This window comes from Pseudomonas costantinii, from assembly GCF_001870435.1.
Lineage (GTDB): Bacteria > Pseudomonadota > Gammaproteobacteria > Pseudomonadales > Pseudomonadaceae > Aquipseudomonas > Aquipseudomonas costantinii.
Window position 1 is genome coordinate 264934 of record NZ_MDDR01000039.1, and the last position, 26298, is coordinate 291231.

A 26298-nucleotide genomic window follows, 5' to 3' on the forward strand; every position below is an offset into this window, starting at 1 on the left:
AAGGCGTTAAACAGTGAAAGCATCTTGCAGCAGTTTTTCCTGCTGCTCGGCGTGCATCGACGCATAACCACACGCAGGTGCAGCAGAAGCATCACGACCGGCGTACTCAAGGCCCAGGGCCTTGTTGTGGTTACCGATGCTGCGACGCAGGTGATGCTGGCTGCTGTACCACGCGCCCTGGTTCATCGGTTCTTCCTGACACCACACCACATTGGTGAGGTTGGTGTAAGGCGCGATGGCCTCCATCAGGTCGTCTTCCGGGAACGGGTAAAGCTGCTCGATACGCACGATGGCGATGTCTTCGCGGCCTTCGGCACGGCGTTTTTCCAGCAAGTCGTAGTAGACCTTGCCGCTGCACAGGATCAGGCGAGTGACCTTGGCTGCGTCCAGTGTGTCGATTTCCGGAATAACGGTCTGGAACGAACCTTCGGCCAGATCTTCCAGGGTCGAGATGGCCAATTTGTGACGCAACAGCGATTTCGGAGTCAGCACTACCAGCGGCTTGCGCAGCGGGCGGATTACCTGGCGACGCAGCAAGTGGTAGATCTGGGCCGGGGTAGTCGGCACGCACACCTGGATATTGTGCTCGGCGCACAGCTGCAGGTAACGCTCCAGACGGGCCGAGGAGTGTTCCGGCCCCTGACCTTCATAACCGTGTGGCAGCAGCATGGTCAGACCGCACAGACGGCCCCACTTGTGCTCGCCGCTGGTGATGAACTGGTCGATAACCACCTGGGCACCGTTGGCGAAGTCGCCGAACTGGGCTTCCCAGATCACCAGTGCCTGAGGCGTAGTGGTCGAGTAACCATATTCGAACGCCAGTACGGCTTCCTCGGACAGGAACGAATCGTACAGGTCGAAACGTGGCTGGCCTTCGTACAGGTTTTGCAACGGGATGTAGGTACCCGCGTCTTTCTGGTTGTGCAGAACCGCGTGACGGTGCGAGAACGTACCACGGCCGATGTCCTGGCCTGTCATGCGGATCGGGTGACCTTCGAACGCCAGGGTCGCGTACGCCATGGTTTCAGCGTAACCCCAGTTGATCGGCAGGCCGCCGGCTTGCATCTTCTGACGGTCTTCGTAGATCTTCGCAACCTGGCGCTGTACGACGAAGCCATCCGGAATTTCCAGCAGCTTGGCAGACAGTTCCTGCAGGGTTTTCAGATCGAACGAGGTGTCGTGACGCGCAGTCCAGGCGTGGCCCAGGTACGGGCGCCAGTCAACGAACAGCTCTTTGTTCGGCTCTTTAACCAGGCTTTTTACTACATGCAGACCATTGTCCAATGCGTTGCGGTATTCATCGATCTTCGCCTGAACACGTGCATCGTCCACTACGCCGGCCTTGATCAGGCTTTCGGCGTACAGCTCACGGGTGGTGCGCTGCTTGGTGATTTGCTGGTACATCAACGGTTGGGTGCCACTAGGCTCATCCGCTTCGTTGTGACCGCGACGGCGGTAGCAGACCAGGTCGATGACCACGTCACGCTTGAACTGCATGCGGTAATCAATCGCCAACTGGGTCACGAACAGCACGGCTTCCGGATCATCACCATTCACATGGAGGATCGGCGCCTGGATCATCTTGGCAACGTCGGTCGCGTACTCGGTAGAGCGCGCGTCCAGCGGGTTGCTGATGGTGAAGCCCACTTGGTTGTTGATGACGATGTGAATCGTACCGCCGGTCTTGAAGCCGCGAGTCTGCGACATCTGGAACGTTTCCAGGACCACGCCTTGACCGGCAAATGCCGCGTCACCGTGGATGGAAATCGGCAGAACTTTTTCACCGGTAGAGTCGTTACGACGATCCTGACGAGCACGCACCGAACCCTCGACCACTGGAGAAACGATTTCCAGGTGGGATGGGTTGAAGGCCATGGCCAGGTGAACTTCGCCGCCGGTGGTCATCACGTTGGACGAGAAGCCCTGGTGATATTTAACGTCACCGGAACCCAGCTCGACCTTCTTCTTGCCTTCGAACTCGTCGAACAGCTCACGCGGGTTCTTGCCGAACGTGTTGACCAACACGTTCAGGCGACCACGGTGAGCCATGCCGATCACGATTTCCTTGGTACCGTAGGAACCGGAACGCTGGATCAGTTCGTCGAGCATTGGAATCAGGCTCTCGCCGCCTTCCAGACCGAAACGCTTGGTGCCCGGGTATTTGGTACCCAGGTATTTCTCGAGACCTTCGGCTGCGGTCACGCGCTCCAGCAGGTGGCTGCGCACATCGGCGGACAGCACCGGACGGCCACGCACGCCTTCCAGGCGATGCTGGAACCAGTGGCGTTGCTCGGAATCGGTGATGTGCGTGAACTCAGCGCCAATGGTGCGGCAATATGTCTGCTGCAACGCTTCGTGAATTTCGCGTAGGCTCGCTTCCTCTTTGCCGATGAACAGGTCGCCGGCACGGAAGGTCGTATCAAGATCGGCATTGGTCAAGCCGTAATGATTGATCGACAGGTCAGCAGGTGCAGGACGCTTCCAGAGCCCCAGCGGGTCAAGCTGGGCCGCCTGGTGGCCACGCATCCGGTAGGCCTGGATCAGTCGCAGCACTTCAACTTGCTTCTTCTCATGCTCACTGCTCACGCTGCCGGCGGAAACCGGTTGGGCGCGGCGCTGGTTCTTTGCCAGCAGCACAAATTGATCGCGAATTGTTGCGTGCGATACATCGGTGGCAGCGTTGCCGTCTGAAGACAACGTCTGAAATTTGGTGCGCCATTCTTCTGGCACAGCGTTAGGGTCGTGCAGGTAGAGCTCATAAAGCTCTTCCACATAGGCAGCGTTACCACCTGAAAGATAGCCGCTGTTCCACATGCGCTGCATCACGCTTTCTTGCATGCTTGGTCACCCTCGATTTGGGGACACCACCGGCGAAAACACCGAGTTTGCTTGCAAAAGGCCAAGTGCAGCGACCAAAACAAGCCACTTAGGATCACGCTGATAGTTCGGGTACCAACCCGAATGCCCCTGCTTGTCTCATTTCTTCAAAATAAGAGCTGCGGCTTTGTAAGTCGCTGCTCAAGTTAAAACTACGGCGCCGGTTGAAGCCTGCGCCGTAGCATTTACGGGCACAACGGTCCTGCTTTGCTACAACGTCAGTTACACGCCGCTTTGCAGCAACATGTTACGGATGTGACCAATGGCCTTAGTCGGGTTCAGGCCTTTAGGACATACGTTGACGCAGTTCATGATCCCGCGGCAGCGGAATACGCTGAACGGGTCATCCAGTGAAGCCAGACGCTCGGACGTCTTGGTGTCACGGCTATCTGCCAGGAAGCGGTACGCTTGCAGCAGAGCAGCTGGACCCAGGAACTTGTCCGGGTTCCACCAGAAGGACGGGCACGAAGTCGAGCAGCAAGCGCACAGGATGCACTCGTACAGACCGTCGAGCTTTTCACGCTCTTCAGGGGACTGCAGACGCTCAATGGCCGGAGCCGGCGTGTCGTTCTGCAGGAACGGCTTAACTTTCTCGTATTGCTTGTAGAAGATGCTCATATCGACGACCAGGTCACGGATAACCGGCAAACCTGGCAGAGGACGAACGATCAGCTTGTTGCCTTTCACCACGGCGGACAGCGGCGTGATGCACGCCAGGCCGTTCTTGCCGTTGATGTTCATGCCATCGGAGCCGCAAACACCTTCACGGCAAGAGCGACGATAGGAGAAACCCTCGTCCTGCTCTTTGATCAGGGCCAGCACATCCAGCACCATCAGGTCTTTACCGCCGGTATCGACCTGGAATTCCTGCATGAACGGCGCGGCGTCCTGATCAGGGTTGTAGCGATAAACACTGACTTTCAACATGGCAGCCACCCTTAGTAAGTCCGAATCTTCGGTTCAAACGTCGGAACCGTCTTCGGCGAGAAGTTCACGGCACGCTTGGTTACGCGCTTGTCACCCGGGAAGTACAGGGTGTGGCACAACCAGTTTTCGTCGTCGCGATCTTCAAAGTCTTCACGAGCGTGAGCACCACGGGACTCTTTACGAACCTCGGCAGCGATCGCAGTCGCTTCAGCCACTTCCAGCAGGTTTTGCAGTTCAAGGGCTTCGATACGAGCGGTGTTGAACGCCTGGCTCTTATCGTTGATCTTGACGTTGGCGATGCGCACGCGCAGGTCGGCCAGCTGAGCAATACCCTTCTGCATGTATTCGCCGGTACGGAATACACCGAAGTAGTTCTGCATGCAGTTTTGCAGCTCACGACGCAGGGTAGCCACGTCTTCACCATCGGTACGCTCGTTCAGGGCGTTCAGACGCGCCAGGGCGGCTTCGATGTTGGCATCGGTCGCTTCATCGTATTCGATGCCGTCGGTCAGTGCCTTTTCCAGGTGCAGGCCGGCAGCGCGGCCGAATACCACCAGGTCGAGCAGCGAGTTGCCGCCCAGACGGTTGGCACCGTGTACCGATACGCAAGCCACTTCGCCTACTGCGAACAGACCATGAATGATCTCGTCCACGCCTTCGGCGTTCTGGGTGATCGCCTGGCCATGAATGTTGGTCGGCACGCCGCCCATCATATAGTGGCAAGTCGGAACAACCGGAACCGGAGCAACCACCGGATCAACGTGTGCAAAGGTCTTGGACAGCTCGCAGATACCCGGCAGGCGGCTGTGCAGCACTTCCTCACCCAGGTGATCAAGCTTGAGCAGTACGTGGTCGCCGTTCGGACCACAGCCGTTACCGGCGATGATTTCTTTAACCATCGAACGAGCAACAACGTCACGACCCGCCAGGTCTTTCGCGTTCGGAGCATAACGCTCCATGAAACGCTCGCCGTGCTTGTTGATCAGGTAACCACCTTCACCACGGCAACCTTCGGTAACCAGCACACCGGCACCGGCGATACCGGTCGGGTGGAACTGCCACATTTCAATGTCTTGTACCGGCACGCCAGCACGCAGTGCCATGCCGACGCCGTCACCGGTGTTGATCAGGGCATTGGTGGTCGAAGCGTAGATACGGCCTGCACCGCCAGTCGCCAGAACGGTTGCCTTGGCGCGGATGTAGGTGGTTTCACCGGTTTCGATGCAGATGGCGATCACACCGACGAATTCGCCTTGTGCGTTCTTCACCAGATCGACAGCGTAGTACTCGTTAAGGAAAACGGTACCGGCTTTCAGGTTGCCCTGATAAAGGGTGTGCAGCAGCGCGTGACCGGTACGGTCGGACGCAGCGCAAGTACGGGCAGCCTGCCCGCCTTTACCGTAATCCTTCGACTGACCGCCGAATGGACGCTGGTAGATACGACCTTGTTCGGTACGCGAGAACGGCATACCCATGTGGTCCAGCTCGTAGACCGCAGCCGGGCCTTCCTGACACATGTATTCGATAGCGTCCTGGTCACCGATGTAGTCGGAACCCTTGACGGTATCGTACATGTGCCAGCGCCAGTCATCGTTCGGGTCGGCGGACGCGATGGCGCAGGTGATGCCGCCCTGGGCCGATACGGTGTGGGAACGCGTCGGGAACACCTTGGTGATCACGGCAGTCTTGTGACCACCCTGGGCCAGCTGCAGCGCTGCGCGCATGCCAGCACCGCCGCCGCCAATGATGATGGCGTCGAAGGAAATAGTTGGAATGTTAGCCATGAATCAGATACCCCAAAGAATCTGCACACCCCAGACGAAGTAAGCGAACATCGCAACGCCGCATACTGCCTGGAAGAGGAAACGGACTGCGGTCGCGGACTTGCCCAGCGCCATCGGCGTCAGGTAGTCGGTCGCGATGGTCCACATGCCGACCCAGGCGTGAGCGCCCAGAGCTACAAGTGCCAGCAGACTGAAGATTCGCATCGCATTGTGGGCAAACAGGCCGTGCCATTGCTCATAGCCGATGCCCGGGTTTGCGACGAGGTATCCGATCAGGAAAATGAAATAAGCCGCGAGAACGACCGCAGACACACGCTGCGCCATCCAGTCATAGAGGCCCGAACGCGAAAGGTTCGTAACGCTGGTTACCATATCCAAACTCCTGCCAGAACGATCAGCACCACGGAAATGGCGATGATGATTTTCGAGCCCAGTCGGCCGCCTTCCAGCGTTTCACCGATGCCCATATCCATGATCAAGTGGCGCACGCCGGCTACCAGGTGATACAGAAGAGCGGACAGGAGGCCCCATGCTACGAACTTGGCCAGAGGACTGGTCAAGCATGCCTTCACCTCGGCATAACCTTCCTCGGAACCCAGGGATTTGCTCAATGCATAAAGCATGATGCCCAGGCCCAGGAACAGGATGATGCCGGAAACACGGTGCAGGAACGACGTAACGCCGGTGATGGGGAGTTTGATGGTCCTTAGGTCTAGGTTTACAGGTCGTTGGCTATTCACGGCTTTTTTTCACACTGAAGAGCCCCTAACAATCAGGGCAAAGTTGTTGGGGAGTGCACTGGTCAGGTAAGCACCACCCAGGGAGTGCGACCCCCAATGAAAGCAAGCCCAAAAGCCCTTGGCGGTCGGTGGCCGAGTATAGACAGTTAGGTTACTAATGACAACGCGCGCTCCTCACCCTAATAGCTGATTGCGCTGGCGGGATAAAAGGCGTAAATGGCAGTCAATTTCGAGGAAAAAGTACGGTTAAAGCCTTCTGGAGCAAGACTTTAGGCAAATTGACATCTGAATTTATCTCACTATAGTGGTGCGGGCCCTGCGTGGGGGGTCTGTCTGATGATTTGAAGCATAAATAGGAGGCCACATGGCTGACAAAAAAGCGCAGTTGATCATCGAGGGCGCAGCCCCCGTCGAGCTGCCCATTTTAACCGGCACCGTTGGTCCCGATGTTATCGACGTACGGGGCCTGACGGCCACGGGCCGTTTCACATTCGACCCAGGCTTCATGTCGACCGCCTCTTGCGAGTCGAAGATCACCTATATCGATGGCGACAATGGCATTTTGCTGCACCGGGGCTACCCGATCGAGCAACTGGCTGAACAGTCGGACTACCTGGAAACCTGCTACCTGCTGCTAAATGGCGAATTGCCAACAGCCGAGCAAAAAGCCCAGTTCGTCAGCACCGTGAAGAACCACACCATGGTTCACGAGCAGTTGAAGACCTTCTTCAACGGCTTCCGTCGCGACGCCCACCCGATGGCCGTCATGTGCGGCGTGGTTGGCGCCCTGTCTGCCTTCTATCACGACTCCCTGGACATCAATAACCCGCAGCATCGCGAAATTTCCGCGATCCGCCTGGTTGCCAAGATGCCGACCCTGGCAGCAATGGTTTACAAGTACTCCATGGGCCAACCCATGATGTACCCGCGCAACGACCTGACGTACGCGGAAAACTTCCTGCACATGATGTTCAACACGCCGTGCGAGATCAAACCGATCAGCCCGGTGCTGGCCAAGGCGATGGACAAGATCTTCATCCTCCACGCCGACCACGAGCAAAACGCTTCGACCTCTACCGTACGCCTGGCAGGCTCTTCGGGCGCCAACCCGTTCGCCTGTATCGCCGCCGGTATCGCCGCACTGTGGGGCCCTGCCCACGGCGGTGCGAACGAAGCCGTATTGACCATGCTGGATGAAATTGGTGATGTGTCGAACATCGACAAATTCATCGCCAAGGCCAAAGACAAGAACGATCCGTTCAAGTTGATGGGCTTCGGTCACCGGGTCTACAAGAACCGCGACCCGCGCGCCACTGTGATGAAGAAGACCTGCGACGAAGTGTTGAAGGAACTGGGCATCAAGAACGATCCGCAACTCGAACTGGCCATGCGCCTGGAAGAGATCGCCCTGACCGACCCGTACTTCATCGAGCGCTCGTTGTACCCGAACGTCGACTTCTACTCGGGGATCATCCTCAAGGCGATCGGCATTCCAACCAGCATGTTCACCGTGATCTTCGCCCTGGCGCGGACCGTGGGCTGGATCTCCCACTGGAAAGAAATGCTCTCCAGCCCGTACAAGATTGGCCGCCCGCGCCAGCTGTACACTGGCTACGAGTCGCGTGATATCACCAAACTGGAAGATCGCAAGTAAGCATCTAACGCTTTGGTAATAAAAAACGGCCTCCTTGCACAAGGAGGCCGTTTTTATTTGTGCAGGATTTGAGAAACAGTGATCGTTCCCACGCCCCGCGCGGGAATGCCACGCCGGACGCTCCGCGTCCCGCCAACAACGCCAGTCTCAAGCCCTGCGCAATGTGACGCAGAGCATCACAGGACGCGTTACTACGCAGTACGCGGGAACGATCAAGTAGAGGTGGTTTTTATTGGTGCAGGAACAGAGAAACAGTTTTGTGAAATCCGTTACCAATAAAAGCAAAAAATGCCCCGATCTTGCGACCGGGGCATTTTTTTTGTAACGGTTAAAACTGTTAGTGGTTAACCGCCCCACTCGCCCCCAGACCTGTCTGCGAACGCACAAACTGCGGGAAGTACAGCGCACGCTCTTTCTCTGCCGCCGCCGACTTGTCGGTGATGGAGAAGAACCAGATACCGACGAACGCAATGATCATCGAGAACAGCGCTGGGTATTCATACGGGAAGATGGCTTTTTCATGGTGCAGGATCGAGACCCAGATGGTCGGGCCAAGGATCATCAGGCCAACGGCACTGATCAAGCCCAGCCAGCCGCCAATCATCGCGCCACGGGTGGTGAGGTTTTTCCAGTACATGGAAAGCAGCAGCACCGGGAAGTTACAGCTGGCCGCAATGGAGAACGCCAGGCCGACCATGAACGCAATGTTCTGGCTTTCGAACAGAATACCCAGGCCAATTGCGAGCACGCCCAAAGCAACGGTGGTGATCTTCGACACGCGAATCTCATCCTTTTCGTTAGCTTTGCCTTTCTTGATCACGCTGGCGTACAAGTCATGGGACACCGCCGAAGCACCGGCCAGAGTCAGGCCGGCAACCACCGCAAGGATGGTGGCAAACGCCACAGCCGAGATGAAGCCCAGGAAGACACTGCCGCCCACCGCGTTGGCCAGGTGCACCGCCGCCATGTTGTTGCCGCCCAGCAAGGCGCCTGCCGCATCCTTGAACGCCGGGTTGGTGCTGACCAGCAGGATCGCGCCGAAGCCGATGATAAAAGTCAGGATGTAGAAGTAGCCGATGAAGCCTGTGGCATACAGCACGCTCTTACGCGCTTCCTTGGCATCGCTCACAGTGAAGAAGCGCATCAGGATGTGCGGCAGGCCAGCAGTACCAAACATCAGCGCAAGCCCCAAGGAGAATGCGGAGATCGGGTCTTTCACCAGGCCGCCGGGGCTCATGATCGCTTCACCTTTAGGGTGAACCTTGATCGCCTCGGAAAACAGCGTATTGAAGTCGAAGTTGACGTGCTTCATCACCATCAGCGCCATGAACGAGGCACCTGACAGCAGCAATACCGCCTTGATGATCTGCACCCACGTGGTCGCCAGCATGCCGCCGAACAGCACGTACAAGCACATTAGGATCCCGACCAGGATCACCGCCACATGGTAATCCAGGCCGAACAACAGCTGGATCAGCTTGCCCGCGCCCACCATCTGCGCAATCAGGTAGAACGCCACCACCACCAGCGAGCCACAGGCCGACAGGCTGCGGATCTGGGTTTGCCCGAGACGGTAGGACGCCACGTCGGCAAAGGTGTACTTGCCCAGGTTACGCAGGCGCTCGGCGATCAGGAACAGAATGATCGGCCAGCCCACCAGGAAGCCGATCGAGTAGATCAAGCCGTCGTAGCCGGAAGTGAACACCAGCGCGGAAATACCCAGAAAGGACGCCGCCGACATGTAGTCGCCGGCAATCGCGAGACCATTCTGGAAACCCGTGATCTTGCCGCCGGCCGCATAGTAGTCAGCCGCCGACTTGTTGCGCTTGGATGCCCAGTAGGTGATGCACAGGGTGGCACCGACAAACACGACAAACATCACGATGGCCGAGATGTTCAGCGGTTGTTTATGCACTTCACCGGTCAATGCATCCGCCGCCCAAACGGCCGGAGCAAACAGCGAAGCGCCGAATACAGCCAATAGACGCCGGATCATTGCGCAGCCTCCTTGAGAATCGCATTGTTCAGGTCGTCAAATTCGCCATTGGCCCGACGCACATAGATAGCGGTCAGGATGAAGGCCGACACAATCAGCCCGACGCCCAGGGGAATGCCCCAGGTAATCGAAGAGCCAGGACTGATCTTGGCCCCCAGTATTTGTGGCCCGTAGGCAATCAACAGGATGAAAGCGGAGTAAAGCCCAAGCATGATCGCCGAGAGAATCCAGGCGAACCTTTCCCTTTTTCTCACCAGCTCCTTGAAGCGCGGGCTGTTTTGAATCGAGAGGTAAATGCTGTCGTTCATTGTTTTTATCCTCGCAGCACAGCTTTTTTATTATTGGAACGTATCCACTGTATGCGGCTGCACAAAGGGTTCCAGACGACCTTAGTATTAGAACGACATGAGGATTGTTGCCAACTTTGAACTGACAAAATTGACAGTCTTTGGCCCATAAACGACAAAACCCGCCTGACGAAAACGCCAGGCGGGCTTGCAAGGTGCTATCTAAAGGCTTCGGGGGGTTACTTAGCAGTCCACTGCGCAACACGCTCTGGGTGCTTGGCGACCCAATCCTTGGCCGCCGCTTCAGGCTTGGCGCCCTCTTGAATCGCGAGCATGACTTCGCCGATTTCGTCCTTGGAGGCCCACTGGAATTTCTTCAGGAAGGCTGCGACTTCCGGCGCCTTCTTCTCCAGGCCCTTGCTGCCGATGCTGTTGACGGTTTCAGCAGCACCATAAATCCCTTTTGGGTCGTCCAGGAAACGCAGTTTCCATTTGGCGAACATCCAGTGCGGCACCCAACCGGTGACTGCAATGGATTCCTGCTTGTCTTCGGCACGGGTCAGCTCGGCGATCATCGCCGCGCCCGAGCTGGCTTGCAGTTTGTAGTCCAGACCATAAGCCTTGATAGCCTCATCGGTCTTGAGCATCACGCCCGAACCGGCGTCGATGCCAACGATCTTGTTCTTGAAGGTGGTATCAGTCTTGAGGTCTTCGATGGACTTGGCCTTGACGTACTCCGGCACGATCAGACCGATCTTCGCATCCTTGAAGTTGGGGCCGTAGTCGACCACCTTGTCTTTGTTCTTGGCCCAGTATTCACCATGGGTCACGGGAAGCCAGGCGGAAAGCATGGCGTCGAGCTTGCCGGTAGCCACGCCCTGCCACATGATCCCGGTGGCGACCGCTTGCAGTTTCACGTCATAACCGAGCTTTGCCTTGATCACCTCTGCCGCCACATGGGTGGTGGCAACGCTGTCGGACCAGCCATCTACATAGCCGATGCTCAGGGTTTTGCTGTCGGCGCTGGCCAATGTGGAGCTCATCGCAACTACCAGAGTGGCAGCTGCGCCCAAGAGTCGTCGCATCTTCATCGTACTTCCCCGAAAGTGCTGCGCCCGACGGATGCCGAGCGACGTCAACCTAGTTGTTATGTTGGTGCGCCGCGCCCCTTTCACGCGCATCGATCCGGCGGCTACGACATCAGTGGAGTGCTGACGCTTTGATCATCAACCTGCCGGGGCTTGGAACCTGCTCTGACTGCGACCTCAGGTAAGCAAGAAACGACATCACATCGCCAGCAGGACGATTTGTAGGATATGGCGTCAAAATCCCGCCCGAACTTTGCATGTCAAAATTATGCAACCCCACTGGGACGGGACAAATCCGGGTAAGATGCGCGCCTTTGCTCCCCCAGATAAGCCGACCATGCCCGCGAATGCCCGCTTCCCTGCCCTGCCCTATTTTTTCGCCCTGATCCTCGGTCTGTTGGTCCTCGCCGGCTATTGGTATGGCCTCGGCCGGCCGGTGGTATTGCCCGACGTCGCCAGCGCCAGCCACAAGATGCAATGCGCGTCCTACACGCCGTTCGACAAAGACCAATCGCCCTTCGACCAGCCGTTCAAGCTGCGCCCCGAGCGCATGGACGCCGACCTGGCCCTGCTGGCCACCCGCTTTGAATGCATCCGCACGTACTCCATGACTGGCCTGGAAGCCTTGCCGGATCTGGCGCGCAAGCATGGGTTGAAGTTGATGATCGGCGCCTGGGTCAGCAGCGATCCGATATCGACCGAAAAAGAAGTCGACCAGTTGATCGCCTCCGCCAACGCCAACCCCGATGTCGTGACCTCAGTGATCGTCGGCAACGAAGCGCTGCTGCGCAAGGAAGTCACCGCCAAGCAACTGGTGACGCTGATCCATAAAGTCAAAAGCCATATCAAGCAGCCAGTCACCTATGCCGACGTCTGGGAGTTCTGGCTGCAACACCCGGAAATCGCCCCAGCGGTGGACTTCCTGACCATTCACCTGCTGCCGTACTGGGAAGATGACCCATCGGGCATCGATCAGGCGCTCAAGCATGTGGGTGATGTACGCCAGGCCTTCGGCGACAAGTTCGCCCCCAAAGACGTGCTGATCGGTGAGACCGGCTGGCCCAGCGAGGGTCGCCAGCGGGAAACCGCAGTGCCAAGTCGGGTTAACGAAGCCAAGTTCATGCGCGGTTTTGTGGCCATGGCCGAGGCCAATGGCTGGCACTACAACCTGATCGAAGCCTTTGACCAGCCATGGAAGCGCGCCAGCGAAGGCGCAGTCGGCGGTTATTGGGGACTGTTCGATGCGGATCGCCAGGACAAAGGCATCCTTGCCGGGCCGGTGACCAATGTGCCGTACTGGCCACTGTGGCTGGGCGTAGGTGGGATTATCCTATTGGGTACGCTGGCCCTCGGTGGACGCGTTCGCAGTACCCGCTCTGCGATCTTGCTGCCGCTGCTCGGCGCCGTCGCCGCCTGTTCCATCGGCACATGGGCTGAACTGACCCGCGTCACCGCGCGTTTTAATGATGAGTGGGTGTGGGCAGGATTACTGGTCGCGCTGAACCTGCTGGTACTGGCCCATGCCGCCTTGGCCCTTAGCGCCCGGGAAGGCTGGCGCGAGCGGGCATTCAACTGGCTGGAACAGCGCGCGGGTTGGCTGGTGGCGATCGCCGGGTTTGCAGGTGCCGTGATGATGTTGGCGCTGGTGTTTGACCCCCGTTATCGCAGCTTCCCGAGTGCGGCACTGGTATTGCCGGCGCTGGTGTACCTGGTGCGTCCGGTGACAAGCCCACGTAGGGAGATCGCCTTGTTAGCCTTCATCATCGGCGCCGGCATTGCGCCGCAACTGTACCGCGAAGGCCTAATGAACCAGCAGGCGTGGGGTTGGGCGGTGGTCAGCGTGCTTATGGTTGTGGCTTTGTGGCGTTGCTTAAGAGTGCGCAAGGCCTGAAATCGCTATCGCAGGCAGGCCTGCTCCCACAATTGATTGGGTTCACACATCGCCATCTGTGAACACGGTCAATGTGGGAGCGGGCTTGAACTGCGATGAAGCCCTGTCAGGCGGCTCTTGGCTTCCTGACCAATCGCAACCCCGCAATCACCACCGCAAACACCGCAAACGTGGTGTTGTACAACGCCAACGCCGGTAACCCGAACATCAGCCCCAGCACCGCCAACCCCCACCCTGCACGGCCGGGTACAAAAAACGCCAGCACCGACGTGACCAACGCCGCCCACCCCAACACCTTGAAGTGAATCATCAACCCCAGGTTCGAACGCAGTTGGCATTCCCAGCGACTGGCCTCATCAACGCAGATACCCACCCACTGGCCATCCTCCATAAAGCCGTAACGTGCGCCATAACTGGCGGCCAACCATAACGGCAGGGCAATAAGCAGCAGGATCAGCGGCAAACGACGAGACATGTGGCACTCCGATAGGCAAAAACGGCGCTCAGCTTAATGTCCTGGCGGCCGTTAGCAAGACGCATACACACAATTAGCGTTCCTCAAAGCGTGGCAAAGTGTATCGTCTGGCGACTATTACCCCAATTCCAGCGTTTTTTTTCCGACTTTTCGTGCCGAGTAGTGGCACTTCGGCGACAACGCGGTGGTCATAGCCTGCGAACTTCATTTTGTACGCTTCCTCTTAGGGATTAAGTCATGCTCCGTTCCTTGCGCTGTGCCGCCCTGCTGGGCAGCCTTTTTCTGAGTGCGTCAGCACTGGCCGTCGATATCGACCAAGCCAGCTATGGCTACCCTTTGACCAACCCGTTTGAAGCGACTATCGCTACCACACCGCCTGACCTTCGTCCCAAGTTGCCGACCGACGACGAGATCAACCAGTCCGACTACACCCTGACGATGCGTCCCGAGCGTGAGTTCAGCCTGCCGGATAACTTCTGGGCGGTTAAAAAGCTCACCTATCGCATCGCCAAACAAGATCACGCTGCGCCGCTGATTTTCCTGATCTCCGGCACCGGCGCGCGGTATGACAGCAGCATCAACGAATACCTGAAAAAACTGTATTACCAGGCTGGCTACCATGTCGTGCAACTGTCGTCGCCGACCAGCTTCGACTTCATCAGCGCCGCCTCGCGCTTCGCCACCCCAGGTATCACCCAAGAAGACGCCGAGGACATGTACCGCGTGATGCAAGCAGTGCGCGCGCAGAATGCCTCGCTGCCGGTCACCGATTTCTACCTCACCGGCTACAGCCTGGGCGGTCTGGATGCAGCGTTTGTCAGCAAGCTGGACGAGACCCGTCGCAGCTTCAACTTCAAGAAAGTGCTGCTGCTCAACCCGCCGGTCAACCTCTACACCTCGATCACCAACCTCGACAAGCTGGTACAGACCGAAGTAAAGGGCATCAACAACACCACCACGTTCTATGAGCTGGTGTTGAACAAACTGACCCGCTACTTCCAGCAAAAGGGCTACATCGACCTCAACGACGCCCTGCTGTACGACTTCCAGAACTCCAAGCAACACCTGACCAACGAACAGATGGCCATGCTGATCGGTACCTCGTTCCGCTTCTCGGCGGCCGATATTGCCTTCACCTCGGACCTGATCAACCGCCGCGGCCTGATTATCCCGCCCAAGTACCCGATCACCGAAGGCACCAGCCTCACGCCGTTCCTCAAGCGTGCGCTGCAGTGCGACTTCGATTGCTACCTCACCGAACAAGTGATTCCGATGTGGCGCGCGCGTACCGACGGCGGAAGCCTGCTGCAACTGATCGACCAGGTCAGCCTGTACGCCCTCAAGGACTATCTGCACGACAGCCCGAAAATCGCCGTCATGCACAACGCCGACGACTTGATCCTTGGTCCTGGAGACTTGGGTTTCCTGCGTAAAACCTTCGGCGATCGCTTGACTGTCTACCCGCTGGGCGGCCACTGCGGCAACCTCAATTACCGCGTCAACGCCGACGCCATGCTGGAGTTCTTCCGTGGCTAAATATCTTCTGCTGCTCGCCGCCTTGATGTGCACAGGCGTGGCCAATGCCGACAACAGCAAGGCCCACGAACCCACTGTGGTCGACGCCGATGGTTTCAAAGAACCGCTGACCAAACTCAAATTCAACCCAGGCCTGGATCAGCGTGAGTTCGAACGTTCGTCGTTAACCGCCCTCAACGTCTACGACCCGCTGGAATCGTGGAACCGCCGCGTGTACCACTTCAACTACCGCTTCGACCAGTGGGTGTTCCTGCCGGTGGTCGACGGTTACCGCTATGTCACGCCGAGATTCCTGCGTACCGGCGTGAGCAACTTCTTCAACAACCTGGGTGACGTGCCCAACCTGTTGAACAGCCTGTTGCAACTCAAGGGTCACCGCTCGCTGGAAACCACCGGCCGCCTGCTGCTCAACACCACTATCGGCATCGCCGGCCTGTGGGACCCGGCCACCGCCATGGGCCTGCCACGCCAGGTCGAAGACTTCGGCCAGACCCTGGGTTTCTACGGCGTACCCGGTGGCGCGTACCTGGTGCTGCCGATCTTCGGCCCGTCGAACCTGCGCGACACCACCGGCCTGATCGTCGACTACGGCGCCGAAACAGAGATCAACTTCCTAAACGTGTCCAAGGTCAGCGAAAACCACCCGGAAATCTGGGCCCTGCGCGCGGTAGACAAGCGCTACCAGACCAGCTTCCGCTACGGTCAGATGAACTCCCCGTTCGAGTATGAAAAGGTGCGTTACATCTATACCGAATCGCGCAAGTTGCAGATCGCCGAGTAAGTCTCTATCGGGCCTGTCGACCACGACAGGCCCTCTTCACAGCGCCGCTTCAAGCAACCACTCGTCGACTCTCGCAGGCCTCTGCCGACATCCCTTCCCCATCACCGCACTTCAGCAACTCGAACTCCACCGCCAAAACCTGTTCAGCAGTCATCACTTAGCTATTATTCAATGTTCATGACCTGCGGCCGTCAAAAAACCACTTTATTGCTAACTTCCAAACGCTATAACTGCGCTTGCCATGCAAGCGAATCAGTTGAGTTTGTTTATTGCCAACCCCCACCATTGAATCTATAACTCCCCTACCTCTTTTTAGAGGGCCAACCTCGACACACCGAGGCATTTCAACGCTTAGTTCAGATGGCTAAGCACGTTACTCCCATGATTAACAATCGCGACTGTACGGACGACCGTCCGTGATCACACTCGACCGAATAGTTAATCGCTGCTTTTTTCATAAGGAAATGACAAGATGAAAACACTTACTGCAATGCCCGCCCACGTCAAAGATGTCCGCTTATTCTCCGAACAGCTAAAGGAAGCCAATAGCTTTTTTGGAGACCCTGCACTCAAGGACGTTAAACTTAAAGATGACCCGTATGCCGACAAGGATGGACTCATTGAGTTTATTATCGGTAACGAATTAGTCGACGATCCTGAAGTGATGAAAAAAATAGGCGAACTGAAACAATACTTGATCAAAATGACCTCCGTCGTCACCAACTATGTACAGCGCAAAGCCGAAGCCGAGGGCGAGAAATACAAGACCGATGTGGAGCTCTGGAGCCTTGCGCTGTCAAAGCTTCCGCTGATGGGGCCGAGCAAAATTGATGAGCAATCGTACTCGCGACATATTCGCGGGGTCAGCATCGCCACTGACTTTGTGAACTTCATACTGGACATCGTCGTCTCGCAAGGCAGCAGCGCCCTGAACAGCTTTCAAAAGTTCATGGCTAAGCAGGGGGACGCCCTACGCTTCGGCGTTGAAAACAACAAAGACTTCTACAAGACCATTACCGTGGGTGTTTCCATCGAGGTCATCAAGATTGGCAAGACCATTATGTACATCCCAAAAATCAAACAGTACCGGGTAAATTTCGATAGAAGCAACTCGAAATTTTCATCCGCCTGCGCCAGCGCAGAATTTGTCGATATCAACTTCGCCTATAAATACGGCGCCAATGTATTCGACTATGAAGCTTTGAATGACCCTATCGTCAAGAAAGACTTTGATGAATTTCTGCGCAAGCAGCAACAATCACAAATTGAAGACGCAAGCACCTTCTTCGGTGCTAACTTCCCCGTGAACAAAGCAACCCCCGCTGCCGCAACCAAAGCGGGTTAATTATATAAACCCATCATATTTCCCGCTCCAATACCGTAGCGGCCAATGAAGGCAAACACCTTCATTGGCCGCTTTATTATCCGCATACGGCACGGGCACTCAGTGCTGTATGACCTGCCACCCGCCCCCCAAACTCTGAATCAGCGCCACACTCCCCTGACTCAACTGCCCCTGCGTATCGCGCAAATTCTGCTCCGCCTGCAAAAGCACAAGCTGCTGAGTCAACACCGCCTCCTGGCTAACAGTGCCCGCTCGCAACTGCGCCTCCTGGCTGCCGAACAGTTGCTGGTTACGCTGGTAAATCTGCTGGAAGGCATCGGCCTGGGTTTGCAGGTGATTGATCGCCGAGAGGTTGTCTTCGACGTTTTGCAACGCGCTGAGCACCGTGCCGCGATAGGTGGCGGCGATCTGGTCGTAGCTGGCCTCGGCCTGCTTGACTGCCGCTTCACGGGCACCGCCATCGAACAGCGTTTCCGCCAATGCCGGGCCCAGGGTCCAGATGCGGTTGGGCAAGGAGAACAAACCGCCCAAGGCACTGCCGCGATAGCCTACCTCGGCAGTGAGGTCCAGAGAGGGAAAGAACGCCGCCTCGGCGACACCGATTTTGGCGTTGGCGGCTGCTGCCGAACGTTCGGCCGCCACCACATCCGGACGGCGCTGCAACAAGGTCGACGGCAAGGTCAACGGCGGCCGAGGCACTATGAAGGTGAAGTCATTTCGCGGCGCCACGCTGAACTCGCTGGGCGCCATGCCCACCAGCACTGCCAAGGCATGCTCATATTGTTCGCGGTCACGCAGCGAGGTCTGTAAATCGGCGATGGAGGTGGTGAGTTGGTCCTGGGCCACCAGCAACTGGTCGTTGGTGGCCACGCCCTGGGTGAACTGGGCCTGGATCATCTCCAGCAATTGCTGGTTGATGGTCTGTTGCTGTTGCAGCAGACGCACGTCGATGTCCATCTGGCGCAGCGCCAGGTAGTTACTGGCCACGCTGGAACTGATGGACAACCGCACCCCGGCCAGCAACGCATCGGATTGCTGGGCCGTGGCCTGGCTCGACTCGATCCCTCGGCGCACCTGGCCCCACAGGTCCGGCTCCCAACTGGCGGTCAGGGTCGCGCTGACACTGTTTTGCACGCCGCCCGTGGTCGCGCTCGACGTGGTACTGGAGCTGCTGCCACTCGACCCGCGTGAACCCGACAGCCCAACCCCCACCGTCGGCCACAACCCGGCCCGGCTCGACGCAACCTGCGCCTGGGACAACCGATACGCCGCCTCTGCGGCAATGATCGACTGGTTGGCCTTGGCCGAGCGCGCCACCAGATCGTTCAGCACCGGGTCCTGATAAGCCAGCCACCACTGGCTGTCCATCGCTCCCTGGGGATTGGATGCCGCGCGCTGCCACTGCGCGCCTTCCTTGAACGATTGCGGCAATGGCATGGCAGGTTTCTGGTAGTCCGGCCCGACCATACAACCGCCAAGCACCAGGCTGATCAACAGCACGCTGTCTCTGAGTTTCATGACCTTGCTTCCTTGTGCCGCCCCAGGCGTTGGGACGCCCGGTCGAGCCAGAGGTAAATCACCGGGGTGGTGTAGAGCGTCAGCACCTGGCTGAGCAACAGCCCACCAATAATCGAAATCCCCAAGGGCCGACGCAGTTCCGAGCCGTAGCCAGTGCCCAGCACCAGCGGCAACGCACCGAGAATTGCCGCCAGGGTGGTCATCATGATCGGCCGGAAGCGGATCAGGCACGCCCGGCGAATCGCTTCCTTGGCCGTGAGACCGAACTCACGCCGCTCGGTAATCGCGAAGTCGATCATCATGATCGCGTTCTTCTTCACGATGCCGATCAACAGAATCACCCCCACCAGCGCAATGATCGACAGCTCCGTGCCGGTCAGCAGCAAGGCGATCAAGGCGCCGACGCCCGCCGAGGGCAAGGTTGAAAGGATGGTCAGCGGGTGCATCAGGTTTTCGTAGAGAATGCCCAGCACGATGTACACCGAGAGCAGCGCGGCGACAATCAGCAGCGGCTCGCTGGCCACCGAGGACTGGAACACCTGGGCCGTACCGGCAAACTGGCCGGTGATGCTGGCCGGCATGCGTAGTTGTTTCACCGCGTCATCCACCAATGCGGTGGCCTGGCCGATTGAGGTGCCGGGGGCCAGATTGAACGAGACGGTCACCGCGGGGAACGTGCCTTGGTGGCTGATGGAGATTGCAGTGCGTGCCACCGAGTTATTCGCCAGCGCAGACAGCGGCACCAACGTCGCCGAGCTGGCCAGGTTCGGCGAGGCCGTGGTGCCCTTGGTCGACACCGCCTCGCTGCCCGTCGGCACATAAATACCCTTGAGCGCGGAGGGATCGCTCCAGTATTCGGGGGCAATTTCCATCACCACGTGGTACTGGTTGGCGGCACGGTAAAGGGTCGAGACCTGGCGTTGGCCGAACGCGTCGTAGAGCGTCTGGTCCACCGCCGACATGCCCACGCCGAGCCGCGCCGCCGTGTCGCGATTGATGTTCACATTGGCCAGCAGGCTATTGTCCTGCTGGTCGGTGTTGAGGTCGGTCAGCTGCGGCAGTTTGCGCAACACGTCCACCACCTTGGGCACCCATTCATCCAGGGACGCCTGGTCATCCGCGGTCAGGGTGTATTGGTACTGCGCGCCACTTTGCCGACCGCCCACGGTGATGTCCTGGGCTGCCTGCAAAAACAGCTTGGTCCCAGGCAAGTCGCCCAGGGTGTGGCGAATCTGGCCGATCACATCGGTGGCGCTGTCCTTGCGCTGATCGATGGGTTTGAGCAGCACGAACAGCTGTGCACTGTTGACCGCCCCGCCACCACCGCCCCCACCGCCGACAAACCCCGCAGCGGTTTCCACATTGGGGTTTTGCATCACCTTGTGGTTGATCTCGGTGAAGTCCTTTTGCATTGCCCCGTAAGAAATACTCTGCGCGGCGATAATGCTGCCCTGCAGGCGCCCGGTGTCTTCCTGGGGAAAAAAGCCCTTGGGCACCAGCACGTACAGCACGCCCGCGAGCACGATCACCAGCACCGTCACGAGGCCCATCAGGATCGAGTGATCGATCACCCAGCCCAAGGTTCGGTCATAAAACCGGTGAAACCGTGAGTCAGGGTGTTCGTTGCCCTCACGAATTTCCTTGGGCGCACGTAACAGCACACTGGCGAGCATCGGCGTGACCGTCAGCGAGATCAGCATCGAAATCACGATGGCCACCGACAACGATACCGAGAACTCGCGAAACAGCCGCCCGACGATCCCGCCCATCAACAGCAGCGGAATAAACACCGCCACCAGCGACACGCTGATGGTCAGCACCGTGAACCCCACTTCCCGCGCCCCGGCCAAGGCAGCTTCCACCCGAGTCTTGCCGCGCTCCAGGTGGCGCATGATGTTTTCCACCACCACGATGGCATCGTCCACCACAAACCCGGTGGAAATGGTCAGCGCCATCAATGACAGGTTATTCAGGCTGTAGCCCAGGAAATACATGGCGCCGAACGTGCCGAGCAACGACAGCGGCACCACCACGGCGGGCACCAAGGTGCTGCGCCAGTCCCGGAAGAAGCCGAAAGTCACCAGGGTCACCAGCAGGATCGACGCCAGCAAGGTCATTTCCACGTCGTGCAACGACGCGCGAATGGTGGTGGTGCGGTCCATCAGCAGGCTGAGTTTGATCGACGCCGGAATCGAGCTTTGCAGAAATGGCAGCGAGGCTTTCACCGCGTCCACCGTGTCGATCACGTTGGCACCCGGCTGCTTGAACACCACCAGCAGCACCGCCGGCTTGCCGTTGGACAGGCCAAAGTTGCGCAGGTCCTGCACGTCTTCACGCACGTAGCCCAGGTCAGCGATGTGGATCAGGTCGCCGTTATGCTCCTTGACCACCAGCGGCCCGTAATCCTTGGTGTCGAGCAACTGGTCGTTGGCTCCGATGCCATAGGAGCTATCGCCGACCGCCACATTGCCCTTGGGCAGGTTCGCATTGGACGCACTGATGACCTGGCGCACCTGCTCCAGGCTGACGCCGTATTGATTGAGCCGATCCGGGTTCAACTCGACCCGCACTGCCGGCAGCGCGCCGCCGCCCACCGTCACATCCCCGACGCCTGTGGTCTGCAACAAGCGCTGCTCCAACACCGTCGAGGCCGCGTCGTACATCTGCCCCGGCGTGGCGCTGTCGGAGGTCAGGCTGATGATCAGGATCGGCGAATCCGCCGGGTTGACCTTGCGATAGGTCGGGTTGCCGGACAGGTCGCTCGGCAAGTTGCTGCGTGCAGCGTTGATCGCCGCTTGCACATCCCGCGCCGCGCCGTCGATATCCCGGCTCAGGTCGAACTGCATAGTGATGCGGGTCGAGCCCAGGCTACTCGCGGAGGTCATTTGCGTGACCCCGGCGATCTGGCCGAACTGACGTTCCAGCGGCGTGGCCACGGAACTGGCGACGGTGGTTGGGTCGGCACCGGGCAAGGACGCGCTGACACTGATGGTCGGGAAGTCCACTTCCGGCAGCGGCGCCACCGGCAACAGGTTGAAGGCCAACACGCCGAACAGGGCCAGCCCGGCCGCCAACAGCGTGGTGGCAATGGGGCGATGGATAAACGGCGCGCTGAGGTTCATCGCATCAATCCACAGCCACTGGGCGACGGCTGAAGCGCTCACCCAGGCCATGCATGGCGAGGAAGATCACCGGGGTGGAAAACAGCGTGAGCAATTGGCTCAACAACAGGCCGCCAATGATTGCGATGCCTAGCGGATGACGCAACTCAGAACCAATACCGGTGCCCAGCGCCAACGGCACCGCGCCGAACAGCGAGGCCATGCTCGTCATCAGGATCGGCCGAAACCTCAGCTCTGCCGCCTGGCGAATCGCATCCACCGGGCTCAAGCCGCCTTCGCGCAACAGTTCCAGGGCGAAGTCGACCATCATGATGCCGTTTTTCATGACGATGCCGATCAGCAACACAATGCCGATCAAACCGATGATGTCGAACTGCGTGCCGGTAAGCAGCAGCGCCAGCAGCGCGCCGAGGGCCGCCGAAAGCAGGGTTGAGAGGATGGTCACCGGGTGCACGAAGCTCTCGTACAGAATCCCCAGCATCAGGTACACCACCACGATGGCCGCCAACACCAGGAACACCTGGTTGGACAACGACGCCTGGAACGTCGCCGCCGCGCCTTCCAGGTTGGCCTGCACCGACAGTGGCAGGCCGACCTTGGCTTCGATGTCCTGCAAGCGCGTCACCGCTGCGCCGAGGGTCTGGCCGGGGGCGAGGTTAAAGGACACGTCTGCGTAGGGAAATTGCCCCAAGCGGTTGATGGTGACCGGTGAGCGCACGATGTCCATGGTCGCCATGCTCGACAACGGCGCCACGCCGCCGGCAGGAATGTCCACGTACAAACCGGTGAGCAAATCCGGCAAGTTACGTGGCGGATGGTCGGTGGCGATCACCACGTGGTACTGGTTGAGTTGGGTGTAGATGGTCGATACCTGGCGCTGGCCGAAGGCGTCGTACAGCACATCGTCAATGGCCTGCGGGGTGATGCCCAGGCGCGAGGCGGTGGCGCGGTCGAAGGTCAGCTTGATCTGGTTGCCGAACTGCATGGCTTGGCTTTGTACGTCGGTAAACATCGGGTCTTGCTTGATCGCAGTGAGCAGCTTGGTGGTCCACTGTTCCAACTCATTCGGGTCGGTGGCTTGCAGGCCCAGGCGGTAGCTGGTGGTGGACACCGTGGCGTCCAGGGTCAGGTCCTGCACCGAGTGCAGGTACAGACGAATACCGGCGTCATCGGCGTTGGCATCCGCCAGGCGGCGGATCACTTCGGTGCTGCTGTCACGCTCGCCACGCGGCTTGAGGTTGATCAGCAAATTGCCTTGGTTGATGGTGGGGTTGGTCTGGTCGATGCCGACAAAAGAAGACAGGCTTTGCACCGCTGGGTCCTTGAGGATGCGCGCGGCCAGGCGCTGTTGTTCGACCTGCATTTGTTGGAAGGAAATGGTCGGCGAGGCCTGGGAAATACCCTGGATCAAGCCGGTGTCCTGATCGGGGAAAAAGCCCTTGGGCATGATCACCAGCGTGAACAAGGTGAGCGCAGCGGTGAGCACCACCGAAATCAGCGTGAGGGTACGGTGCGCCAAGACCCAGTCCAGGCCACGCACGTAATGGTTGTTGATGCGATCGAAGAAATCCGGCCGGCGTTCCTCGTGCCTGGACTTGAGCATGCGCGCGCACATCATCGGTGTGAGTGTCAGGGAAATAACCGCCGAGATCACGATGGTCACCGCCACGGTCATGGCGAACTCACGGAACAACCGCCCGACCACATCCCCCATGAACAGCAGCGGAATCATCACTGCAATCAGCGCGATCGACAGCGAGATGATGGTGAAACCAATCTGCTCCGCGCCCTTGAGCGCCGCTTGCAACGGCGTGTCGCCCGCCTCCAGATAGCGGGTGATGTTTTCGATCATGACGATGGCGTCATCCACCACAAACCCGATGGCGATGGTCAAGGCCATCAGCGTCAGGTTGTTCAGGGAAAATCCCAACGCATAAGCCACCGCCAAGGTACCGATCAGCGTCAGCGGGATAGTGACGGCCGGGATGATGGTGGCCGGAATGTTGCGAAGGAAGACGAAAATCACGATCACCACCAGCAAGATCGCCAACCCCAGTTCGTACTGCACGTCGGTGACCGAGGCACGGATGGTCTGGGTGCGGTCGGTCAGCACTGCAACCTTCAAGGTGCCCGGCAGGCTGGCGCGTAACTTGGGCAGCAATTGTTGTACGCGGTCGACCACCTGAATCACGTTGGCGCCGGGCTGGCGCTGGATATTCAGCACAATCGACGGGGTGTCGTTGGTCCACGCCGCCTGCCGCGGGTTCTCCGGGCCTTGGGTGGAACTGGCGATCTGCGACAGGCGAATCGGCGCGCCGTTTTTGTAGGCGATCACCAGGTCGCGATACTCCTCGGCCGATTGCAACTGGTCGTTGGCACCGATGGAATACGCCTGGAATTTACCGTCGATATTGCCCTTGGCCTGGTTGACGTTGGCGGTGCCCAGCGAAGTACGCAGGTCATCGAGAGACAGGCCCAGGCTATTCAGCACCGAGGTGTTGGCCTCAACCCGCACCGCCGGGCGCTGGCCGCCGCTGATGGTCACTAGGCCGACACCGGTGATCTGCGAGATTTTTTGCGCCAGCCGTGTGTCGGCCAAGTCTTCGACCTTGGTCAGCGGCAGCACGTCGGACGTCAGTGAAAGCGTCAGCACCGGCGCATCCGCCGGGTTGACCTTGCTGTACACCGGCGGGTACGGCAGGTTGGCCGGCAGGAAGGTGCCCGCCGCGTTGATCGCCGCCTGCACTTCCTGTTCGGCCACATCCAGTGACAGCGCCAGGTCGAATTGCAGGGTCACCACCGAGGCACCATCGGAGCTGGTGGAGTTCATCGATTTGAGTCCCGGCATTTCGCCGAGCTGGCGCTCCAGTGGCGCAGTAATCGAAGAGCTGACCACGTCCGGGCTGGCGCCGGGGTATTGGGTAAACACCTGGATGGTCGGGTAATCGACTTCAGGCAGCGCCGACACCGACAGCAAGTGATAACCCAACAGGCCAAGCAACAGCACCGCGACCATCATCAGCGTGGTGGCAACGGGACGTTCGATAAAGGGCCGCGAAATATTCATGCTCGGCAGCGCCTCACTGGGTGACGACCTTAACCGGCGAGCCATCGTCCAGTTTGTCGGCGCCCTCGGTGATTACCTGCTCACCGGCCTTGACGCCATTGTCGAGCACCGCCGAGACGTCTGCGGTGGACGGGCCGGTCTTGATCGTACGCAGGCTGGCCTTGTCGCCGTTGACCACAAATACGAAGTCGCCCTTGCTACCGTGCTGGATCGCCCGGGTCGGTACCACGGCGATCTGGTTCAAGGTGTCAGCCTTCAGCCGTGCGTTGACGAACTGGTTGGGAAACAGCGCATTGCCCGAATCATCGAACTGCGCCTTGACCTTGATGGTGCCGGTGCTGGTGTCCACCTGGTTATCCAGCGCCAACAGGTTGCCGGTGGCCAACAGGGATTTTTTATTGCGGTCGTAGGCCAGCACGGTAACGCTGCCACGGGCCAGGGCCTGATTGATCGCACCGAGGTCATCCTCGGGCACGGCGAACACCACGGTGGCCGGGTTCATCTGGGTGATGACCACAATGCCGGTGGTGCTGGCGGTGGTGACGTAGTTGCCGGGATCGACCAGGCGCAAACCGACCACGCCATCCACCGGCGAGGTGATGGTGCAGTAGCTCAGTTGCACTTCGAGGTTTTGCACATTGCCTTGGTCGGCCGCGACGGTGCCTAGTTGCTGCTGGACCAGGGATGCCTGGGTGTCGAGGGTTTGCTGGCTGGTGGAGCCGGCCTTGACCAGGTCGCGGTAACGGGCCAGGTCACGCTGGGCGTTGCTCAATACAGCCTGGTCATGGGCCAGGTTGCCCTTGGCTACCGCTAATTGCGCCTTGAGCGCGCGGTCGTCGATGCGGGCGATGACCTGACCTTTGCTGACGTGCTGGCCCTCCTTGAACTCCACGCTGCTGAGGATGCCATCGACCTGGGTCACCACTGTGACGCTGCGGGTGGGAGTGACGGTGCCGAGTGCGTCGATGTACACCGGCACATCCTGCAAGGCCACCGGCACCACCGCGACCGGCTCGCCGGGAGATGCTGGCTTGCCTTTATGAGCGCCACTCAAGAAGTGCATGCCCAGGCCAATCAACAGCGCTACCACCAACAACGCGCCAACGACCCAGCCGAACGTACGTCGTCTGCTTTTCTCCACGGTTTCTCACTCGAACGCCGAATACAGGACTGAACGGCAGCCGCAATGGCCGCGTCGTTGACCTGAACT

18 protein-coding genes are annotated in these 26298 nt (G+C 58.9%); 5 read left to right on the plus strand and 13 right to left on the minus strand.

The features are described from left to right. Positions 1-6 precede the first annotated feature (6 nt). From BFL40_RS25065 to sdhC, 5 genes are all read right to left on the minus strand, one after another. On the minus strand, positions 7-2838 hold the full coding sequence (locus BFL40_RS25065; protein WP_071486442.1) for a 2-oxoglutarate dehydrogenase E1 component: 2832 nt from the start codon (positions 2836-2838) through the stop codon (positions 7-9). 261 nt (positions 2839-3099) lie between these two features. Further along, the gene (locus BFL40_RS25070; RefSeq protein WP_003172807.1) at positions 3100-3804 is read right to left on the minus strand and encodes a succinate dehydrogenase iron-sulfur subunit; all 705 of its coding nucleotides are present in this window, start codon (positions 3802-3804) and stop codon (positions 3100-3102) included. An 11-nt stretch (positions 3805-3815) separates the two neighbouring features. Further along, positions 3816-5588 (minus strand): succinate dehydrogenase flavoprotein subunit, encoded by a 1773-nt coding sequence (gene sdhA / locus BFL40_RS25075; protein ID WP_071486443.1) that lies wholly within the window; start codon positions 5586-5588, stop codon positions 3816-3818. Between the two features lie 3 nt (positions 5589-5591). Further along, complete coding sequence (sdhD, locus tag BFL40_RS25080) at positions 5592-5960, minus strand: succinate dehydrogenase, hydrophobic membrane anchor protein (protein ID WP_071486444.1); 369 nt, start codon at positions 5958-5960, stop codon at positions 5592-5594. Beyond that, complete coding sequence (sdhC, locus tag BFL40_RS25085) at positions 5954-6328, minus strand: succinate dehydrogenase, cytochrome b556 subunit (RefSeq protein ID WP_003172804.1); 375 nt, start codon at positions 6326-6328, stop codon at positions 5954-5956. Before sdhC ends, sdhD begins: the two co-directional genes overlap by 7 nt. A gap of 364 nt (positions 6329-6692) precedes the next feature. Between sdhC and gltA the strand changes: the two genes are divergently transcribed. Next, a complete protein-coding gene (gltA, locus tag BFL40_RS25090; RefSeq protein ID WP_071486445.1) occupies positions 6693-7982 on the plus strand; it encodes a citrate synthase in 1290 nt (429 codons plus the stop codon). 337 nt (positions 7983-8319) lie between these two features. Here the strand turns inward: gltA and BFL40_RS25095 are convergent, their stop codons facing one another. The 3 genes from BFL40_RS25095 to BFL40_RS25105 all read right to left on the minus strand — a co-directional run bounded on the left by BFL40_RS25095 (position 8320) and on the right by BFL40_RS25105 (position 11356). Next, on the minus strand, positions 8320-9978 hold the full coding sequence (locus tag BFL40_RS25095; RefSeq protein WP_071486446.1) for a cation acetate symporter: 1659 nt from the start codon (positions 9976-9978) through the stop codon (positions 8320-8322). Further along, a complete protein-coding gene (locus BFL40_RS25100; protein WP_071486447.1) occupies positions 9975-10286 on the minus strand; it encodes a DUF485 domain-containing protein in 312 nt (103 codons plus the stop codon). Before BFL40_RS25100 ends, BFL40_RS25095 begins: the two co-directional genes overlap by 4 nt. 218 nt (positions 10287-10504) lie before the next feature. Further along, positions 10505-11356, minus strand: coding sequence for a glycine betaine ABC transporter substrate-binding protein (locus BFL40_RS25105; protein WP_071486448.1), 852 nt, complete (start codon positions 11354-11356; stop codon positions 10505-10507). A gap of 334 nt (positions 11357-11690) precedes the next feature. Here BFL40_RS25105 and BFL40_RS25110 point away from each other — a divergent pair, with 334 nt between their 5' ends. Beyond that, positions 11691-13244 (plus strand): glycoside hydrolase family 17 protein, encoded by a 1554-nt coding sequence (locus tag BFL40_RS25110; protein WP_071486449.1) that lies wholly within the window; start codon positions 11691-11693, stop codon positions 13242-13244. Positions 13245-13350: 106 nt separating this feature from the next. Here BFL40_RS25110 and BFL40_RS25115 read toward each other — a convergent pair whose 3' ends face one another. Next, on the minus strand, positions 13351-13719 hold the full coding sequence (locus BFL40_RS25115; protein WP_071486450.1) for a hypothetical protein: 369 nt from the start codon (positions 13717-13719) through the stop codon (positions 13351-13353). Positions 13720-13956: 237 nt separating this feature from the next. On the opposite strand from BFL40_RS25115, the gene BFL40_RS25120 reads away from it, so the two are divergent. The 3 genes from BFL40_RS25120 to BFL40_RS25130 all read left to right on the plus strand — a co-directional run bounded on the left by BFL40_RS25120 (position 13957) and on the right by BFL40_RS25130 (position 17381). Further along, entirely contained in the window at positions 13957-15255 is a 1299-nt protein-coding gene (locus BFL40_RS25120) for a serine/threonine protein kinase (RefSeq protein WP_071486451.1), read from the plus strand. Next, positions 15248-16036, plus strand: coding sequence for an MlaA family lipoprotein (locus tag BFL40_RS25125; RefSeq protein WP_071486452.1), 789 nt, complete (start codon positions 15248-15250; stop codon positions 16034-16036). Before BFL40_RS25120 ends, BFL40_RS25125 begins: the two co-directional genes overlap by 8 nt. Positions 16037-16508: 472 nt before the next feature. Continuing rightward, on the plus strand, positions 16509-17381 hold the full coding sequence (locus BFL40_RS25130) for an Evf family palmitoylated virulence factor (protein WP_071486453.1): 873 nt from the start codon (positions 16509-16511) through the stop codon (positions 17379-17381). Positions 17382-17480: 99 nt separating this feature from the next. On the opposite strand, the gene BFL40_RS25135 is transcribed toward BFL40_RS25130, so the two are convergent. Genes BFL40_RS25135 through BFL40_RS25150 form a run of 4 tightly spaced genes read right to left on the minus strand, consistent with a single transcriptional unit; the run spans position 17481 to position 26229 of the window. After that, positions 17481-18899 (minus strand): efflux transporter outer membrane subunit, encoded by a 1419-nt coding sequence (locus BFL40_RS25135; RefSeq protein ID WP_071486454.1) that lies wholly within the window; start codon positions 18897-18899, stop codon positions 17481-17483. Then, positions 18896-22021 carry an efflux RND transporter permease subunit gene (locus tag BFL40_RS25140; protein WP_071486455.1) on the minus strand — a complete coding sequence of 1042 codons (3126 nt, stop codon included), beginning with the start codon at positions 22019-22021 and terminating at the stop codon, positions 18896-18898. The genes BFL40_RS25135 and BFL40_RS25140 overlap by 4 nt, the downstream gene beginning before the upstream one ends. Positions 22022-22025: 4 nt before the next feature. Beyond that, complete coding sequence (locus BFL40_RS25145) at positions 22026-25088, minus strand: efflux RND transporter permease subunit (protein WP_071486456.1); 3063 nt, start codon at positions 25086-25088, stop codon at positions 22026-22028. A 13-nt stretch (positions 25089-25101) separates the two neighbouring features. Further along, complete coding sequence (locus BFL40_RS25150; protein WP_071486457.1) at positions 25102-26229, minus strand: efflux RND transporter periplasmic adaptor subunit; 1128 nt, start codon at positions 26227-26229, stop codon at positions 25102-25104. Positions 26230-26298: the final 69 nt, after the last annotated feature.

Coding starts and splice junctions, on each gene's coding strand:
- BFL40_RS25095 (WP_071486446.1), bottom strand. CDS start 9,978: ATGATCCGGCGTCTATTGGCTGTATTCGGCGCTTCGCTGTTTGCTCCG.
- BFL40_RS25135 (WP_071486454.1), bottom strand. CDS start 18,899: ATGAAACTCAGAGACAGCGTGCTGTTGATCAGCCTGGTGCTTGGCGGT.
- gltA (WP_071486445.1), top strand. CDS start 6,693: ATGGCTGACAAAAAAGCGCAGTTGATCATCGAGGGCGCAGCCCCCGTC.
- BFL40_RS25105 (WP_071486448.1), bottom strand. CDS start 11,356: ATGAAGATGCGACGACTCTTGGGCGCAGCTGCCACTCTGGTAGTTGCG.
- BFL40_RS25120 (WP_071486451.1), top strand. CDS start 13,957: ATGCTCCGTTCCTTGCGCTGTGCCGCCCTGCTGGGCAGCCTTTTTCTG.
- BFL40_RS25100 (WP_071486447.1), bottom strand. CDS start 10,286: ATGAACGACAGCATTTACCTCTCGATTCAAAACAGCCCGCGCTTCAAG.
- BFL40_RS25115 (WP_071486450.1), bottom strand. CDS start 13,719: ATGTCTCGTCGTTTGCCGCTGATCCTGCTGCTTATTGCCCTGCCGTTA.
- BFL40_RS25145 (WP_071486456.1), bottom strand. CDS start 25,088: ATGAATATTTCGCGGCCCTTTATCGAACGTCCCGTTGCCACCACGCTG.
- sdhD (WP_071486444.1), bottom strand. CDS start 5,960: ATGGTAACCAGCGTTACGAACCTTTCGCGTTCGGGCCTCTATGACTGG.
- BFL40_RS25110 (WP_071486449.1), top strand. CDS start 11,691: ATGCCCGCGAATGCCCGCTTCCCTGCCCTGCCCTATTTTTTCGCCCTG.
- BFL40_RS25140 (WP_071486455.1), bottom strand. CDS start 22,021: ATGAACCTCAGCGCGCCGTTTATCCATCGCCCCATTGCCACCACGCTG.
- BFL40_RS25130 (WP_071486453.1), top strand. CDS start 16,509: ATGAAAACACTTACTGCAATGCCCGCCCACGTCAAAGATGTCCGCTTA.
- sdhA (WP_071486443.1), bottom strand. CDS start 5,588: ATGGCTAACATTCCAACTATTTCCTTCGACGCCATCATCATTGGCGGC.
- BFL40_RS25070 (WP_003172807.1), bottom strand. CDS start 3,804: ATGTTGAAAGTCAGTGTTTATCGCTACAACCCTGATCAGGACGCCGCG.
- BFL40_RS25065 (WP_071486442.1), bottom strand. CDS start 2,838: ATGCAAGAAAGCGTGATGCAGCGCATGTGGAACAGCGGCTATCTTTCA.